We start from the raw sequence: 17515 nt of genomic DNA, 5'->3' as shown, positions 1-17515 counted from the left end.
CTCGCGCCGCATCCGGCATGAAATAAGGTGCATCGGGTTAACACATATGCCCGATGCGCCAGCTTATCGGGCCTGGAGGGAAAGCCGCGATTATTTGCGTTGGCAGACACCCGTAGGCCGGATAAGGCGTTCACGCCGCATCCGGCAAGTTACAACAAATAACCTTTAACCATGCTTTTTGATGTTTTTCAGCAATACCCTGCGGCGATGCCCATACTGGCAACCGTCGGAGGATTGATCATCGGCAGTTTTTTGAATGTGGTGATTTGGCGTTACCCTATCATGCTGCGCCAACAAATGGCGGAGTTTCACGGTGAAATGCCGAGTGCGCAGTCAAAAATAAGCCTTGCGCTGCCGCGTTCGCACTGTCCGCATTGTCAGCAGACCATCCGGATACGTGACAACATTCCGCTGCTCTCCTGGCTGATGCTCAAAGGGCGCTGCCGCGACTGTCAGGCGAAAATCAGCAAGCGTTATCCGCTGGTCGAGTTATTGACGGCACTCGCTTTTTTGCTTGCGAGTCAGGTGTGGCCGGAAAGTGGATGGGGGCTGGCGGTGATGATATTATCCGCCTGGCTGATTGCCGCGAGCATCATCGACCTCGATCACCAATGGCTGCCCGATGTTTTTACTCAGGGCGTATTGTGGACCGGGCTGATTGCGGCATGGGCGCAACAGAGTCCGTTAACGCTACAAGACGCAGTTACCGGCGTACTGGTGGGATTTGTCAGTTTTTACTCCCTGCGCTGGATAGCCGGAATAGTTCTGCGTAAAGAAGCATTAGGCATGGGCGATGTATTACTCTTCGCTGCGTTAGGTGGCTGGGTGGGAGCACTGTCGCTACCCAATGTTGCTTTAATCGCCTCATGCTGCGGCCTGATATATGCCGTTATTACAAAAAGAGGATCAACCACACTGCCTTTTGGACCGTGTTTAAGTCTGGGCGGTATAGCAACACTTTATCTACAGGCATTGTTTTAATGATAACCATGTCATTATCGAAGTGACATTTTAACTCTTATTAATAACCTTAGAGATTATTTACCATGTCGATAAAACAAATGCCAGGGAGGGTATTAATATCGCTATTGTTGAGCGTTACAGGATTATTAAGTGGCTGCGCCAGCCATAATGAAAATGCCAGTTTACTGGCGAAAAAACAGGCGCAAAATATCAGCCAAAACCTGCCGATTAAATCTGCGGGATATACCTTAGTGCTGGCGCAAAGTAGCGGCACGACGGTAAAAATGACCATTATCGGCGAAGCGGGTACTCAGACCACGCAGACGCCTGACGCCTTTTTAACCAGCTACCAACGACAAATGTGCGCTGATCCGACGGTGAAATTAATGATCACCGAGGGAATTAATTACAGCATAACGATTAATGATACACGCACAGGTAACCAGTATCAGCGGAAACTGGATCGTACCACCTGTGGAATAGTCAAAGCATAACGTCGGGTATATAAATTGGCGCGGGTTGTTTTTCGTGACACACGAATTTATCTCATTCAATGGCTGACAAAAATTCGTCACACACTTAGCCAGAGACAATCTCTTAATACAGACAAAGAGCATCTGCGCAAAATTGCACGCGGGATGTTCTGGCTGATGCTGCTTATTATTTCTGCAAAAGTGGCGTATTCACTCTGGCGTTATATCTCCTTTTCTGCGGAATATACGGAGGTTTCCCCATCGGCGAATAAACCGACCCGTGCAGGTGCAAAACCGTTCGATAAAAATGACGTGCAATTAATCAGCCAACAAAACTGGTTTGGCAAATATCAGCCCGTCGCCGCACCGGTAAAACAACCCGAACCTGCGCCTGTGGCAGAAACGCGTCTTAATGTGGTGCTGCGTGGGATCGCCTTTGGTGCCAGACCCGGCGCGGTTATTGAAGAAGGCGGCAAACAACAGGTTTATTTGCAGGGCGAACGGCTTGGCTCTCACAACGCGGTGATTGAGGAAATCAACCGCGACCATGTGATGCTGCGCTATCAGGGAAAAATAGAGCGCCTGAGTCTGGCTGAAGAGGAGCGTTCCACCGTAGCCGTGACCAACAAAAAAGCCGCCAGTGACGAAGCAAAGCAAGCTGTTGCTGAGCCTGCTGTCAGTGCGCCCGTTGAGATCCCGGCTGCCGTGCGTCAGGCGCTGGCGAAAGATCCGCAGAAAATTTTTAACTATATCCAGCTTACGCCTGTGCGTAAGGAGGGGATTGTCGGTTATGCAGTGAAACCGGGGGCAGATCGTTCTCTGTTCGATGCCAGCGGTTTCAAGGAAGGCGATATCGCCATTGCGCTAAATCAGCAGGATTTCACTGATCCACGAGCAATGATTGCTCTGATGCGGCAGTTACCTTCAATGGATTCCATTCAACTTACGGTTTTACGCAAGGGTGCGCGCTACGACATTTCCATCGCGCTGCGCTAACCGCATTTAATCCAGGAGAATCATTCATCGTGTTTTGGCGTGATATTACGTTGTCGGTCTGGCGTAAGAAGACAACTGGCCTCAAAACAAAAAAGCGTTTACTGCCGCTGGTGCTGGCAGCGGCATTATGTAGTTCACCGGTCTGGGCGGAAGAAGCCACTTTCACCGCTAATTTTAAAGATACCGACCTGAAATCGTTCATCGAAACCGTCGGCGCTAACCTTAATAAGACCATCATTATGGGGCCGGGCGTACAGGGGAAAGTGAGTATTCGCACCATGACCCCGCTCAATGAACGCCAGTATTACCAGCTATTCCTTAACCTGCTGGAAGCGCAGGGGTATGCCGTCGTACCGATGGAAAACGACGTGCTGAAGGTGGTGAAATCCAGCGCCGCGAAAGTCGAGCCGCTGCCGCTGGTCGGTGAAGGTAGCGACAACTACGCGGGCGATGAAATGGTCACCAAAGTAGTGCCGGTACGCAATGTTTCGGTCCGCGAGCTGGCGCCGATTTTGCGCCAGATGATCGACAGCGCAGGCTCAGGCAACGTTGTTAATTACGATCCCTCCAACGTAATTATGCTCACCGGACGTGCCTCCGTCGTGGAGCGCCTGACGGAAGTGATCCAGCGTGTGGATCATGCGGGTAATCGCACTGAAGAGGTGATTCCGCTGGATAACGCCTCGGCTTCGGAAATCGCCCGCGTGCTGGAAAGCCTGACCAAAAATAGCGGCGAGAACCAGCCTGCGACGCTGAAATCTCAAATTGTCGCCGACGAACGCACCAACAGTGTGATTGTCAGCGGTGACCCCGCCACGCGAGACAAAATGCGCCGCCTGATCCGTCGGCTGGATTCAGAAATGGAGCGTAGCGGCAACAGCCAGGTGTTCTATCTCAAATACAGCAAAGCGGAAGATCTGGTCGATGTACTGAAGCAGGTCAGCGGCACGCTCACGGCGGCTAAAGAAGAGGCGGAAGGCACGGTCGGTAGTGGGCGTGAGGTTGTTTCCATTGCTGCCAGCAAACACAGTAATGCCCTGATTGTTACCGCGCCGCAGGACATCATGCAGTCGCTGCAAAGCGTGATTGAACAACTGGATATTCGCCGTGCTCAGGTGCATGTCGAGGCGTTGATCGTGGAAGTTGCCGAAGGCAGCAATATCAACTTCGGTGTGCAGTGGGCGTCGAAAGATGCCGGATTAATGCAGTTTGCTAACGGTACGCAGATCCCTATTGGCACGCTGGGGGCAGCCATTTCTCAGGCGAAACCGCAGAAAGGCTCGACGGTGATCAGTGAAAACGGCGCTACCACCATTAACCCGGATACTAACGGCGATCTCTCCACGCTCGCCCAGCTGCTTTCTGGCTTTAGCGGTACGGCGGTTGGTGTGGTGAAAGGCGACTGGATGGCGCTGGTACAGGCGGTTAAAAACGACTCCAGCTCGAACGTTCTCTCCACGCCGAGCATCACCACGCTGGACAACCAGGAAGCCTTCTTCATGGTGGGCCAGGATGTTCCGGTATTAACCGGCTCTACCGTTGGCTCCAATAACAGCAATCCTTTCAATACGGTAGAGAGGAAAAAAGTCGGCATCATGCTGAAAGTCACGCCGCAGATTAACGAAGGTAACGCGGTACAGATGGTGATTGAACAGGAAGTCTCGAAGGTGGAAGGACAGACCAGCCTCGACGTCGTGTTTGGCGAGCGCAAACTGAAAACCACCGTGCTGGCTAACGATGGTGAGCTGATCGTGCTTGGCGGCCTGATGGACGACCAGGCGGGAGAAAGCGTGGCGAAGGTGCCGCTGCTGGGCGATATCCCGTTGATTGGTAACCTGTTTAAATCGACGGCGGATAAAAAAGAAAAACGTAACCTGATGGTGTTTATCCGCCCGACCATTCTGCGTGACGGTATGGCGGCAGACGGCGTGTCGCAGCGCAAATATAATTATATGCGCGCCGAGCAGATCTATCGTGATGAGCAAGGCTTAAGCCTGATGCCGCACACCGCGCAGCCGGTACTGCCTGCGCAAAATCAGGCTCTACCGCCGGAAGTTCGCGCGTTCCTTAATGCCGGGAGAACGCGTTAATGGTGCCTGTAGCACAGGAAACCACCGCTAACACCGTGCGTCTGCCCTACAGTTTCAGCCGTCGGTTTAGCCTGGTGGCATGGTGCGAAGCGTCGCTGGAGATCCTCCATGTTCATCCGTTGTCGCTCTCTGTTTTGCAGGAGCTGCAACGGGGGCTGAACGCGCCCTTTACGCTGCGGCAAATCGACGAGGCCGAATTTGAACAGCGGCTGAATGCGGTCTGGCAGCGGGACTCTTCCGAGGCCCGCCAGCTGATGGAAGATCTCGGTTCCGCCGAAGACTTCTTTACCCTCGCTGAAGAACTGCCAGAAACGGAAGATCTGCTGGAAAGTGACGACGATGCGCCGATCATCAAACTGATCAACGCCATGCTGGCAGAGGCGATTAAAGAAGGCGCTTCGGATATTCACATCGAGACGTTTGAAAAGAGTCTGGTGATCCGTTTTCGCGTTGACGGCACATTACATGAAATGCTGCGCCCGGGGCGCAAACTGGCCTCGCTGCTGGTATCGCGTATCAAGGTGATGGCGCGGCTGGATATTGCCGAAAAGCGCGTACCGCAGGATGGACGTATTGCGCTGCTGCTGGGCGGTCGGGCGATTGACGTGCGTGTCTCCACCATGCCTTCTGCCTGGGGCGAGCGCGTGGTGCTGCGACTGCTGGACAAAAACCAGGCCCGCCTGACGTTGGAACGTCTGGGGCTGAGTCACGAACTGACCGCGCAGTTGCGCCAGCTGTTACACAAACCGCACGGCATCTTTCTGGTGACGGGGCCGACAGGTTCCGGCAAAAGCACCACGCTGTACGCCGGATTGCAGGAGCTGAACAACCATTCGCGCAACATTCTCACGGTTGAAGATCCCATCGAATACATGATTGAAGGGATCGGTCAGACGCAGGTTAACACCCGCGTCGGCATGACCTTCGCCCGTGGCCTGCGCGCGATTTTGCGTCAGGACCCGGATGTGGTGATGGTCGGTGAAATCCGCGATACCGAAACCGCAGAAATCGCCGTCCAGGCGTCATTGACCGGACACCTGGTACTTTCAACCCTGCATACCAACACGGCGGTGGGGGCGATTACGCGTTTGCAGGATATGGGCGTGGAGCCTTTCCTGCTCTCTTCCAGTCTGACGGGCGTGATGGCGCAGCGACTGGTCCGCACGCTGTGTCCCGACTGCCGCCAGGCTGCGCCTGCCACTGACGAAGAAAAACGCCTGCTGGGGATTACCGACGCCCGTACTGTCACTCTGTACCATCCGCAGGGGTGCCCCGCCTGTAATCACAAAGGTTTTCGCGGACGTACTGCCATCCATGAGCTGATCGTGGTAGACGCCACATTGCGTGATTTGATCCACCGTCAGGCCGGGGAACTGGAGCTGGAACGTTATGTCCGGCAACACTCTACGGGCATCCGCAGCAACGGCATTGAGAAAGTGCTCGCCGGAGAAACCTCACTCGATGAAGTGCTGCGGGTCACGATGGAGGCGTAATGGCACTGTTTTACTATCAGGCGCTGGAGCGTAATGGTCGCAAAACCAAAGGCATGATTGAGGCGGATTCCGCGCGTCATGCCCGCCAGTTGTTGCGCGCTAAAGAGCTTATCCCTGTGAACATTGAAGCCCGGATGAATGCTTCTACAGGGGGAATGTTGCAGCGTCGGCGACACGCACATCGTCGTGTGGCGGCGGCAGATCTGGCGCTGTTCACTCGCCAACTGGCAACGCTGGTGCAGGCAGCAATGCCGCTGGAAACCTGCTTACAGGCGGTCAGTGAGCAAAGTGAAAAACTGCATGTGAAAAGCCTCGGAATGGCGCTGCGCAGCCGGATTCAGGAAGGTTACACCCTGTCGGACAGTCTGCGCGAACATCCCCGCGTCTTTGACTCCCTGTTTTGTTCGATGGTAGCCGCCGGAGAAAAATCCGGGCATCTCGACGTGGTGCTCAATCGCCTTGCGGATTACACCGAACAGCGGCAGCGCCTGAAATCACGCCTGCTGCAGGCCATGCTCTATCCGTTGGTACTGCTGGTGGTGGCAACGGGCGTGGTCACTATTTTGCTGACGGCAGTGGTGCCGAAAATTATCGAACAGTTTGATCATCTCGGACACGCGCTGCCCGCCTCCACCCGAATGCTCATCGCTATGAGTGACGCGTTACAGGCCAGCGGCGTTTACTGGCTGGCTGGTCTGCTGGGGCTTCTGGTGTTGGGGCAACGGCTACTTAAAAATCCCGCTATGCGCCTGCGCTGGGATAAAACCCTGCTGCGCCTGCCCGTGACGGGGCGTGTCGCTCGCGGACTGAATACGGCGCGTTTTTCCCGCACGTTAAGCATCCTCACCGCCAGCAGTGTTCCGCTACTGGAAGGTATTCAGACCGCTGCCGCGGTGTCGGCAAATCGCTATGTTGAGCAGCAACTGCTGCTGGCGGCAGATCGCGTCCGCGAAGGAAGCAGTCTGCGCGCTGCGCTGGCGGAGTTGCGCCTGTTCCCACCGATGATGCTGTACATGATCGCCTCCGGCGAACAGAGCGGCGAACTGGAAACCATGCTTGAACAGGCCGCGGTCAACCAGGAACGGGAATTTGATACCCAGGTGGGGCTGGCGTTAGGACTGTTTGAACCGGCGCTGGTGGTGATGATGGCGGGCGTGGTGCTGTTTATCGTCATCGCCATCCTCGAACCGATGCTGCAACTGAACAATATGGTTGGAATGTAATTTACGGAGTTATCACATGAATTCGTTATCCCGCACACAAAAACCACGGGCAGGTTTTACCCTGCTGGAAGTGATGGTGGTGATTGTTATTCTTGGCGTCCTGGCAAGTCTGGTGGTGCCTAACCTTTTGGGCAACAAAGAGAAAGCGGATCGGCAAAAAGCCATCAGCGATATCGTGGCGCTGGAGAATGCGCTGGATATGTACCGACTGGATAACGGGCGTTATCCGACCACCGAACAGGGGCTGGAGGCGCTGATCCAGCAACCGGCCAATATGGCTGACGCCCGCAACTACCGTACCGGTGGATACATTAAACGACTGCCAAAGGATCCGTGGGGCAATGATTATCAGTACCTCAGCCCGGGTGAAAAAGGGCTGTTTGATGTTTACACCTTAGGGGCGGATGGTCAGGAAAACGGGGAAGGTGCTGGCGCAGATATCGGTAACTGGAATTTGCAGGAGTTTCAGTAATCAGTGCCTGAACGCGGATTCACACTTCTGGAAATCATGCTGGTGATTTTCCTTATCGGCCTTGCCAGTGCGGGCGTGGTACAGACGTTTGCGACCGATTCTGAACCGCCCGCGAAAAAAGCGGCGCAGGATTTCCTGGCCCGCTTTGCGCAGTTTAAGGACAGGGCAGTGATCGAAGGGCAAACACTCGGTGTGTTAATCGACCCGCCTGGCTACCAGTTTATGCAGCGTCGTCAGGGGAAGTGGCTGCCCGTTTCTGCGACCCGGTTATCGGCACAGGTTACGGTGCCAAAACAGGTGCAGATGCTGTTACAACCCGGAAGTGATATCTGGCAGAAGGAATATACGCTGGAGCTGCAACGTCGCCGCCTGACGCTGCACGATATTGAACTGGAGCTGCAAAAAGAGGCGAAAAAGAAGACGCCGCAGATCCGTTTTTCGCCTTTTGAACCCGCCGCGCCGTTTACGCTGCGCTTTTACCAGAAGGCGCAAAACGATTGCTGGGCGGTAAAACTGGCGCACGATGGTGCGTTATCTCTCAATCAATGTGATGAGAGGATGCCATGAAGCGCGGATTTACCTTGCTGGAAGTGATGCTCGCGCTGGCGATTTTTGCGCTGGCTGCCACGGCGGTGTTACAGATTGCCAGCGGCGCGCTGAACAATCAGCAGGTGCTTGAGGAAAAAACGGTAGCGGGCTGGGTAGCTGAAAACCAGACCGCGCTGCTCTACCTGATGACCCTCGAGCAGCGGGCGGTCAGGCACCAGGGCGAGAGCGATATGGCAGGAAGCCGCTGGTACTGGCGAACCATACCGCTGAATACAGGTAATGCGCTACTTCAGGCGGTGGATATTGAAGTCAGCCTTCATGAAGACTTTTCGTCGGTGATTCAGTCACGGCGCGCCTGGTTTAGCGCCGTGGGAGGCCAACAGTGAGAAGGACTCGCGCTGGTTTCACGTTACTGGAAATGCTGGTGGCAATCGCCATTTTTGCCTCACTGGCACTGATGGCGCAGCAGGTGACAAACGGCGTCACGCGCGTGAATAGCGCCGTCGCCGGACACGATCAAAAACTAAACCTCATGCAGCAAACGATGAGTTTTCTGACCCACGATCTGACACAAATGATGCCGCGTCCGGTAAGAGGCGAGCAGGGCCAGCGTGAACCAGCGTTACTGGCTGGCGCTGGCGTGCTGGCGTCTGAGAGTGAAGGGATGCGCTTTGTGCGCGGCGGCGTGGTTAATCCGTTGATGCGCCTGCCGCGCAGTAATCTGCTCACCGTCGGTTACCGTATTCATGATGGTTATCTCGAACGGTTATCCTGGCCGCTGACCGATGCAGCAGGCAGCGTGAAGCCAACAACGCAAAAATTAATCCCGGCGGATTCGCTCCGTTTGCAGTTCTACGACGGCACGCGCTGGCAGGAGAGCTGGTCATCACTTCAGGCGATCCCTGTGGCGGTGCGTATGACCCTGCATTCGCCGCAATGGGGCGAGATTGAACGCATCTGGTTGTTACGCGGGCCGCAATTATCATGATCATCTCACCACCAAAACGCGGAATGGCACTGGTCGTGGTGCTGGTATTGCTGGCGGTTATGATGCTGGTGACCATCACGCTTTCAGGGCGGATGCAGCAACAACTTGGGCGAACGCGCAGCCAGCAGGAGTACCAGCAGGCGCTGTGGTACAGCGCCAGTGCAGAAAGCCTGGCGCTGAGCGCGCTCAGTCTGAGCCTGAAAAATGAACAACGCGTGCATCTGGCACAGCCGTGGGCTTCTGGTCCTCGTTTTTTCCCACTGCCGCAGGGGCAAATCGCTGTCACTCTGCGTGACGCACAGGCCTGCTTTAACCTGAATGCCCTTGCTCAGCCGACAACGGCGTCGCGTCCGCTCGCAGTGCAACAACTGATTGCCCTGATCTCGCGCCTGGATGTGCCTGCTTATCGGGCCGAACTGATAGCCGAAAGCCTGTGGGAGTTTATTGACGAGGACCGCAGCGTGCAGACGCGTCTGGGGCGTGAAGACAGCGAGTATCTCGCCCGTTCGGTGCCGTTCTACGCCGCGAATCAACCGCTGGCGGATATCAGCGAGATGCGCGTGGTACAGGGAATGGACGCCGGGCTTTATCAAAAACTGAAACCGCTGGTCTGTGCGCTGCCGATGAACCGTCAGCAAATCAACATCAATACCTTAGACGTCACGCAAAGTGTGATTCTTGAGGCGCTGTTTGACCCGTGGTTAAGTCCTATTCAGGCGCGGGCGTTATTACAACAACGTCCGGCGAAGGGCTGGGAAGATGTCGATCAGTTTCTTGCACAGCCGCTACTTGCTGACGTCGATGAGCGTACTAAAAAACAGCTAAAAACCGTCCTGAGCGTGGACAGCAATTACTTCTGGCTGCGTTCAGATATCACCGTGAATGAGATTGAACTGACGATGAATTCGTTAATTGTCCGCATGGGCCCACAACACTTTTCTGTTCTCTGGCATCAGACAGGAGAAAGTGAGTGAGTTCCATGCTTGAGATTTTTTTCCCGCTTTGCGCCTCCGACCCCATCCGTTGGCAGCGCCATACACCCGACGTGGAGCACGGCACTTGGCCTGACGCTGCCGACGAACGTCTTCAGCAATGGCTGCAAACCGATGCGATTCGACTCTACATCCCCGGCGAATGGATCAGCGTCTGGCAGGTTGAACTGCCTGATGTTGCCCGCAAGCAGATACCGACTATTCTGCCCGCCTTACTGGAAGAAGAGCTGAACCAGGATATTGACGAACTGCATTTCGCCCCGTTGAAAATCGACCAGCAACTGGCAACCGTGGCAGTGATTCACCAACAGCATATGCGCAACATTGCGCAGTGGTTGCAGGCAAACGGCATCACCCGCGCTACCGTCGCGCCGGACTGGATGTCTATTCCTTGTGGGTTTATGGCTGGCGATACGCAACGGGTTATCTGCCGCATCGATGAGTGCCGGGGATGGAGCGCCGGGCGGGCGCTGGCTCCGGTCATGTTCCGCGCCCAGCTCAATGAGCAGGATTTACCGCTTTCGCTAACCGTGGTCGGTATTGCACCGGAAGAGCTATCTGCATGGGCTGGCGCGGATGCCGAACGCCTGACCGTTACGGCTCTGCCAGCCATTACCACTTATGGCGAACCGGAAGGAAACCTGCTAACAGGGCCGTGGCAGCCTCGTGTCAGCTACCGAAAACAGTGGGCGCGCTGGCGGGTGATGATTCTGCCGATATTGCTGATTCTGGTTGCGCTGGCAGTGGAACGGGGCGTGACGTTATGGAGCGTCAGCGAGCAGGTGGCGCAAAGTCGCGCCCAGGCGGAGAAGCAGTTCTTAACGCTGTTCCCGGAGCAGAAGCGGATTGTGAATTTACGCTCTCAGGTGACGATGGCGCTTAAAAAATATCGCCCGCAGGTCGACGATACCCGGCTGCTCGCAGAATTGTCAGCGATCGCCAGTATCCTGAAATCAGCGTCACTTTCCGACATCGAGATGCGTGGTTTCACCTTTGATCAAAAACGGCAGACGCTTCACCTCCAGCTGCGGGCCGCGAACTTTGCCAGTTTCGACAAACTGCGTAGCGCACTGGCGGCAGATTATGTTGTGCAACAGGACGCGTTACAGAAAGAGGGTGATGCGGTTTCCGGCGGCGTAACGTTGCGGAGGAAATAACATGTTACGCGATAAATTTATTCACTATTTTCAGCAATGGCGTGAACGCCAGTTAAGCCGTGGCGAACACTGGCTGGCACAACACCTGGCAGGGCGTTCGCCGCGTGAAAAAGGCATGTTACTGGCAGCGGCAGTGTTCCTGTTTAGCGCCGGATATTACGTCCTCATCTGGCAGCCTTTGAGCGAACGGATTGAGCAACAGGAGACGATGTTGCAACAGCTGGTGGCGATGAACTCCCGGATGAAGAGCGCCGCGCCGGATATTATTGCGGCGCGAAAATCCGCCACGACAACGCCTGCACAGGTATCGCGGGTCATCAGTGACAGTGCTTCCGTGCACTCCGTGGTCATCAAGCGGATAGCCGAGCGCGGGGAGAATATTCAGGTCTGGATAGAACCGGTGGTGTTTAATGACCTGCTGAACTGGCTCAATACGCTGAACGAAAAATATGCGCTGCGGGTGACACAAATTGATGTCAGTGCGGGTGAGAAGCCTGGGATGGTGAACGTGCAGCGACTGGAGTTTGGGCGGGGGTAGATATTGCTATTTCCTTAACCCCACCTGATAACCCTTAGCCCAATGGTGAGTGCGGAACTGTCAAACCCGCTCACCGGGCTGAGTTCTGATGTAGCAAGAATGCACTCTCCTTCCAGGCCGCCACGGAATGTTCGACAATACTGTAGGAATTCGTTTTTCACCATGTAGTCCTTGTGAATCGACACCTTCTCAGAATGTAAAGTTGCTTAAGTGTTTTGACACATTATGATTATTAATAGTTGCAATAAATCATTGGGTAACAATTGATAGGCCAAAACATATAGGATAATTCTTGTGTGATCTGTATTTTGTGTAGCCTGGAAATTAGTAAAATTCCTGGAGATAATCAGAAAGGGAATTTTGGGAAAGCAAAATAATTTCCGCGGAAACTATTCGTCGATTTTAAGAAATGTCTGATTTGGTATATCTACCGACGGTTAATGCTGGCTGTAACGCTGGTTAAAGTAAATAATAAAAATAATCAAGCTGTATATCTTAATCGGCAAAAATAATTACCTGCGGAATTATTGATGCAACTTAAATAACACCGTTTAAATGTGATAGAGATCACAAATATAACTGTGAAGAGGGTGCTGTAGATATAAATAAGAAGTACATGAGTGAATTTTAAATACGGAAATAGTTTCCCGGTAAATAATTTATTGATAATCAATCACGTGCGTTCTGTTGTGAGACAGAGTGCAGGTATTGTTACGCATAAAATTCATAGGTGGCATTATAATCAAGTAGTTAACTGTAATAGTAAAAAATAATTTCTTGCGAAATTAGCGGTCCATTTTGAATAAGTGTGTTCCGGAGTAATCCAGAACGCATGCTGCGTTACGTCTTTTTCAAGCCATATTGGTTAAGCAAAAAGAGGTAGAAATAATTTCCTGAGAAATTAACCCTACATTCTAAAACGGCCAGTTTTCTGAAATTACCAGAAGACCGAATACAGTCATGCCTGAAGAATGGATTAAAAGAAATGAGACGGAGATAGAACAGTTTGTTCCTGCGGAAATAATTTCTGCTGAAATTGTTTGCGGCTATTTAAAAGGCCAAACCGTCTGAGTGAATTTTATCCAGTTACAAACAAGTATTACCTCCAGTGTATTGGTAGCTGTTAAGCCAAGGGCGGTAGCATACCTGAAGAGATTAGGATCACATCATCAAATGGTAAGAAGTGGATTTGAAGTCCAGAAAGTCACCGTAGAGGCATTATTTCTACGAGAAATACGAACACGCTTTGGTAAGTTCCGTCTGGGATATTTGTGGGCGATTCTCGAACCCTCTGCGCATTTGCTGATACTGTTGGGCATTTTTGGTTACATTATGCACCGCACGATGCCAGACATCTCATTCCCGGTGTTTTTACTTAATGGCCTGATTCCCTTTTTTATCTTTAGCAGTATCAGCAAACGTTCTGTAGGTGCTATTGAAGCGAACCAGGGGTTGTTTAATTATCGACCAGTAAAACCTATCGATACGATCATTGCACGCGCACTGCTTGAGACACTGATTTACGTTACTGTTTATATTTTGCTCATGCTTATCGTCTGGATGGCAGGCGAATATTTCGAAATAACAAACTTTTTACAACTTGTGCTTACCTGGAGTCTGCTGATCATTCTTTCATGTGGCGTCGGCTTAATATTCATGGTCGTTGGCAAAACCTTCCCTGAAATGCAAAAGGTCCTGCCGATACTGCTTAAGCCGCTGTATTTCATCTCCTGCATCATGTTCCCTCTACACTCGATTCCAAAGCAATACTGGTCATATCTACTCTGGAACCCATTAGTGCATGTCGTGGAGTTAAGCCGCGAGGCAGTTATGCCTGGCTATATCAGCGAAGGCGTGAGTCTGAACTACCTGGCAATGTTTACTCTGGCCACCCTGTTCATCGGTCTGGCGTTATACCGAACGCGTGAAGAGGCAATGCTGACATCATGATTAAGATTGAAAATTTGACGAAGTCCTATCGCACGCCAACAGGGCGACATTATGTCTTTAAGGATTTAAATATTGAAATCCCTTCAGGAAAAAGTGTTGCCTTTATTGGTCGCAACGGCGCAGGTAAATCAACGTTACTGAGAATGATTGGTGGCATTGACCGCCCCGACAGTGGAAAGATCATCACCAATAAAACCATATCATGGCCAGTGGGCCTCGCTGGTGGATTTCAGGGAAGTTTAACCGGACGCGAAAACGTAAAATTTGTTGCGCGGTTATACGCGAAGCAAGAAGAGCTGAAAGAGAAAATTGAGTTTGTCGAAGAATTTGCCGAGCTTGGTAAGTACTTCGATATGCCGATTAAAACTTACTCATCAGGTATGCGATCTCGCCTGGGCTTTGGTTTAAGCATGGCATTTAAGTTTGATTATTATATCGTCGATGAAGTAACCGCAGTCGGTGATGCCAGGTTTAAAGAGAAGTGCGCTCAATTGTTTAAAGAAAGGCATAAAGAATCTAGTTTTTTAATGGTTTCACATAGTTTGAATTCATTGAAAGAGTTTTGTGATGTAGCCATTGTGTTTAAGGATGATAATGTGGTTAGTTTTCATGAGGATGTTCAGGAAGGGATCGAGGAGTATGTTGTAGAACAAAAAATATAGTCATTAGATACATTTATCATAAACCTGTGCGTTTAATAAATAATGCAATTGATTTTTTAATAAATTATCTCTCGTATCATGAATTATATAAATGTGTGTGTGAAATTATATTTGTCTTAAAATTAAGGAGATAAAATGAGTAAACTAACAAAGTTAATCACGAAACCGAGACTTTTTTTTAGAGATGCGAAAATAAATCGAAGTAATACAGAACCATCTAAACAAGTTGCGAAAAAAAACATGCCGGTACAAAAAAAAGTGGAAAGTAAAAAAGAGAAAGTTGTAACCAAGCCAAAAATAAATAGTCTTGATCATTTTAATATATTAGATGACATCAGGGTTATTTTACATTCAGGAGAAAGTTTCGATGCAGGTGTGGCACATTTAAAACCCTGGATTGCAGTATTGATGCGCAGTAATGTTAAATTTTTAATATTAGTGCGTAATTTAAATTTATTTGAGTGGGTAAAGACGAACTTTCCATGGACATATGTATCCTATGCGAAAGGAGCTCAGGATATTGAAAATCTTTTAAAAAAAATGCCATATGTTAATACTGTTCTATATCCTTCAAGTACGGGTAACAATATACATCTTGTGCGATTTAGCTATTTGAATCATATTTTTATTGGGCATGGTGATAGCGATAAGGCCTCTAGTGCGCACAAGGGATTAAGGTTATATGATGAGATATGGACGGCAGGAGAAGCACATATTGATAGATTTCGCAATAGTGATTTTAATACCCAGCATATGATATTCAATAAAGTTGGGAGGCCAAACAGTAAAAAAATTATAGAAGCATGCCAATCAAATTGGAAAGAAAGAAACTATCGCGTACTTTATTTGCCCACCTGGGAGGGGCATTTTGAAGAAAGCAACTATTCCTCTGCGTTGATTTCTGGAGGTATCATACAAACTGTTGCAAATAATCTAAAACTACATATTGATGCCAAGTTTCACCATATAACAGGGGCACGAATTAGTGAGTTAAAAAACCTTGATGCTAATTTATCACAATATAATTCTGATGAGGAAAGCAGAGTTACTATTATTCCGCGAACTATTCCTGTTGATACAATTTTAGCTACTTATAACATATTCATTTGCGATATTTCTGCTGTCATCAGCGAATGTCTCGCTGGTAATGGACCAATATTTGTATATATTCCTCAAGATAGAGAAATTAATATCTCAAATTCTAATATGGCTTATGGCGATTATTGTTATACTTTTTCTACACTTAATGAACTGGAAGAGAAATTAAGCTCTGTATTAGCTGGCAATGATTATCTTGAGGAAAAAAGAAAATTTGCCATGGATTACATTTTAGGTTATGAAGAAACTCTTAATGATAAGTTTGTTAAAGAAATAAAAGAAATTTATGAACAACCTCAGAAAATAACGCAGCTTAAATAAAAGTAAGCATATCGATTAGTGAGAATGAATAACTGTGCTCGCGAATATTGCTAAAAACGTTAAAGTTCTACACTAATTATTAATTAAAAAATCTTATCAAAACAATATCTGTAATTTATTGTTTTTTACTTATTATAGTCTTTAATTATAAGCTTAGAGTTGAAACATGAAGAATATAGCTGTGATTTTATCTGGAGGTACAGGTTCTCGTTTCGGAGGCACCCTGCCAAAACAATTTACAAAACTAGCTGGTAAAGCTGTTATAGAGTATACGATAGACGCGTTCGAAAAATCTAATAATATTGATGAAATAATTGTTGTATCTCAACCGGAGCATATGCATTTAACATGGGATATAATCAAAAAAAATAAATGGAAGAAAGTTGTTAAAGTCTTTGCTGGAGGTAAAGAGCGGTTTGATTCAACTTATTCAGCTATAGTTGGATTAGAGGGGTATAATCATGAATGTAATATTCTTATTCATGACGCAGTACGGCCATTGATAAATGAACATATTATAAATGACTGTATTTTTGCTCTCAAAGAATTTGATGCTGTCGATGTTGTAATCCCTTCATCAGATACTTTAGTCGAAGTTTTTGATGATGAATGTATTTCCAATATACCCAATAGAGCTTTCATGCGTAGAGGGCAAACACCACAAGCTTTTAAACTTGGCACAATAAAAAAAGCTTATCAAAAAGCAATAAAAGAACAGAGATTCACATTTACTTGTGACTGTGGTGTTGTTAGATCAATGATACCGGGTATTAGAGTCGCTACAGTTAAAGGAAATGAAGCTAATATAAAAATTACTCATCCTATAGATCTCTTTATTGCTGAAAAATTATTGCAAGAAGCTAATAAAATTTCTTATAATCCTGAAGATGATTTATCATTTTTAAAAAATAAGAATCTAGTAATTTTTGGAGGGTCAAGTGGTATTGGTTTAGAAATAAAAAATTCAGCAATTTTGTTGGGTGCAAATGTGGATGTTGCAAGTCGCTCTTATAATAATGTAGATATAACTGACATTCATTCTATCAATAAATTTCTGGCTGTGGTTAAAAAAGAACGTGGCACAATCGATTATGTTATCAATACAGCTGGGCTGCTAATAAAAAAACCTATTGATTCTTTATCTCAGTCTGAAATTAATAATTTAATAGGAATAAATTATACAGGTGCAGTAAATGTTGCAATTGCATCTAAAAAATATTTAACTGAAAGTTCAGGTATGCTTGTTAATTTCACGTCAAGTTCATATACTCGTGGACGCTCATTATACGCGCTCTATTCATCATCTAAAGCAGCAATAGTTAACTTCACTCAAGCACTTGCTGAAGAATGGACAACAGAGAACATTCGCGTAAATTGTATTAATCCGGAAAGAACTGCAACACCAATGCGTACAGCTAATTTTGGTCTTGAACCAACTGAACTTTTACTAAATGCAAAAGATGTTGCATTAACAACTATTAAAATATTAGGAACCAGTAATACAGGGTTGATTGTTGATATTCGAAAAGATGGTCGTTAAGAGGTGATGC

General features: G+C 49.0%; 17 protein-coding genes. All 17 read left to right on the top strand.

What is annotated here, in order from left to right:
* Positions 1 to 171 precede the first annotated feature (171 nt).
* The 17 genes from pppA to AACS80_RS08200 all read left to right on the top strand — a co-directional run bounded on the left by pppA (position 172) and on the right by AACS80_RS08200 (position 17505).
* Positions 172 to 981, top strand: a complete 810-nt coding sequence (gene pppA, locus AACS80_RS08280) for a prepilin peptidase PppA (RefSeq protein WP_135410451.1) — start codon at positions 172 to 174, stop codon at positions 979 to 981.
* 65 nt (positions 982 to 1046) lie between these two features.
* Positions 1047 to 1457, top strand: coding sequence for a type II secretion system pilot lipoprotein GspS-beta (gene gspS2 / locus AACS80_RS08275; protein WP_138183744.1), 411 nt, complete (start codon positions 1047 to 1049; stop codon positions 1455 to 1457).
* A gap of 15 nt (positions 1458 to 1472) precedes the next feature.
* Positions 1473 to 2432, top strand: a complete 960-nt coding sequence (gspC, locus tag AACS80_RS08270; protein ID WP_135410450.1) for a type II secretion system protein GspC — start codon at positions 1473 to 1475, stop codon at positions 2430 to 2432.
* A gap of 29 nt (positions 2433 to 2461) precedes the next feature.
* Positions 2462 to 4522: a type II secretion system secretin GspD gene (gene gspD, locus AACS80_RS08265; protein WP_000498829.1), complete on the top strand. Its 2061-nt coding sequence runs from the start codon at positions 2462 to 2464 to the stop codon at positions 4520 to 4522.
* Positions 4522 to 6015 (top strand): type II secretion system ATPase GspE, encoded by a 1494-nt coding sequence (gspE, locus tag AACS80_RS08260; protein WP_135410449.1) that lies wholly within the window; start codon positions 4522 to 4524, stop codon positions 6013 to 6015. Before gspD ends, gspE begins: the two co-directional genes overlap by 1 nt.
* On the top strand, positions 6015 to 7238 hold the full coding sequence (gene gspF / locus AACS80_RS08255) for a type II secretion system inner membrane protein GspF (protein ID WP_135410448.1): 1224 nt from the start codon (positions 6015 to 6017) through the stop codon (positions 7236 to 7238). Before gspE ends, gspF begins: the two co-directional genes overlap by 1 nt.
* A 16-nt stretch (positions 7239 to 7254) precedes the next feature.
* The gene (gspG, locus tag AACS80_RS08250) at positions 7255 to 7710 is read left to right on the top strand and encodes a type II secretion system major pseudopilin GspG (RefSeq protein WP_001087289.1); all 456 of its coding nucleotides are present in this window, start codon (positions 7255 to 7257) and stop codon (positions 7708 to 7710) included.
* A gap of 3 nt (positions 7711 to 7713) precedes the next feature.
* Positions 7714 to 8277 (top strand): type II secretion system minor pseudopilin GspH, encoded by a 564-nt coding sequence (gspH, locus tag AACS80_RS08245; protein WP_135410447.1) that lies wholly within the window; start codon positions 7714 to 7716, stop codon positions 8275 to 8277.
* Positions 8274 to 8645, top strand: a complete 372-nt coding sequence (gene gspI / locus AACS80_RS08240) for a type II secretion system minor pseudopilin GspI (RefSeq protein ID WP_135410446.1) — start codon at positions 8274 to 8276, stop codon at positions 8643 to 8645. The genes gspH and gspI overlap by 4 nt, the downstream gene beginning before the upstream one ends.
* Positions 8642 to 9247 (top strand): type II secretion system minor pseudopilin GspJ, encoded by a 606-nt coding sequence (gene gspJ / locus AACS80_RS08235; RefSeq protein ID WP_135410445.1) that lies wholly within the window; start codon positions 8642 to 8644, stop codon positions 9245 to 9247. The genes gspI and gspJ overlap by 4 nt, the downstream gene beginning before the upstream one ends.
* A complete protein-coding gene (gene gspK / locus AACS80_RS08230; protein ID WP_135410444.1) occupies positions 9244 to 10221 on the top strand; it encodes a type II secretion system minor pseudopilin GspK in 978 nt (325 codons plus the stop codon). Before gspJ ends, gspK begins: the two co-directional genes overlap by 4 nt.
* Positions 10218 to 11396 carry a type II secretion system protein GspL gene (gspL, locus tag AACS80_RS08225; protein WP_135410443.1) on the top strand — a complete coding sequence of 393 codons (1179 nt, stop codon included), beginning with the start codon at positions 10218 to 10220 and terminating at the stop codon, positions 11394 to 11396. Before gspK ends, gspL begins: the two co-directional genes overlap by 4 nt.
* A 1-nt stretch (position 11397) precedes the next feature.
* Positions 11398 to 11934 (top strand): GspM family type II secretion system protein YghD, encoded by a 537-nt coding sequence (gene yghD, locus AACS80_RS08220; protein WP_135410442.1) that lies wholly within the window; start codon positions 11398 to 11400, stop codon positions 11932 to 11934.
* A 1173-nt stretch (positions 11935 to 13107) separates the two neighbouring features.
* Positions 13108 to 13884, top strand: a complete 777-nt coding sequence (locus AACS80_RS08215; RefSeq protein WP_138183743.1) for an ABC transporter permease — start codon at positions 13108 to 13110, stop codon at positions 13882 to 13884.
* On the top strand, positions 13881 to 14546 hold the full coding sequence (locus AACS80_RS08210) for an ABC transporter ATP-binding protein (RefSeq protein ID WP_135410441.1): 666 nt from the start codon (positions 13881 to 13883) through the stop codon (positions 14544 to 14546). The genes AACS80_RS08215 and AACS80_RS08210 overlap by 4 nt, the downstream gene beginning before the upstream one ends.
* 135 nt (positions 14547 to 14681) lie before the next feature.
* Positions 14682 to 15965, top strand: a complete 1284-nt coding sequence (locus AACS80_RS08205) for a hypothetical protein (protein WP_138183742.1) — start codon at positions 14682 to 14684, stop codon at positions 15963 to 15965.
* A 166-nt stretch (positions 15966 to 16131) separates the two neighbouring features.
* Complete coding sequence (locus AACS80_RS08200) at positions 16132 to 17505, top strand: bifunctional cytidylyltransferase/SDR family oxidoreductase (RefSeq protein ID WP_138183741.1); 1374 nt, start codon at positions 16132 to 16134, stop codon at positions 17503 to 17505.
* The last annotated feature ends 10 nt before the right edge of the window (positions 17506 to 17515 follow it).

This window comes from Escherichia sp. E4385 (assembly GCF_963883145.1).
Lineage (GTDB): Bacteria > Pseudomonadota > Gammaproteobacteria > Enterobacterales > Enterobacteriaceae > Escherichia.
Note: the sequence above shows the minus strand (reverse complement) of the source record. Positions and strands in the feature narration are given on the sequence as shown.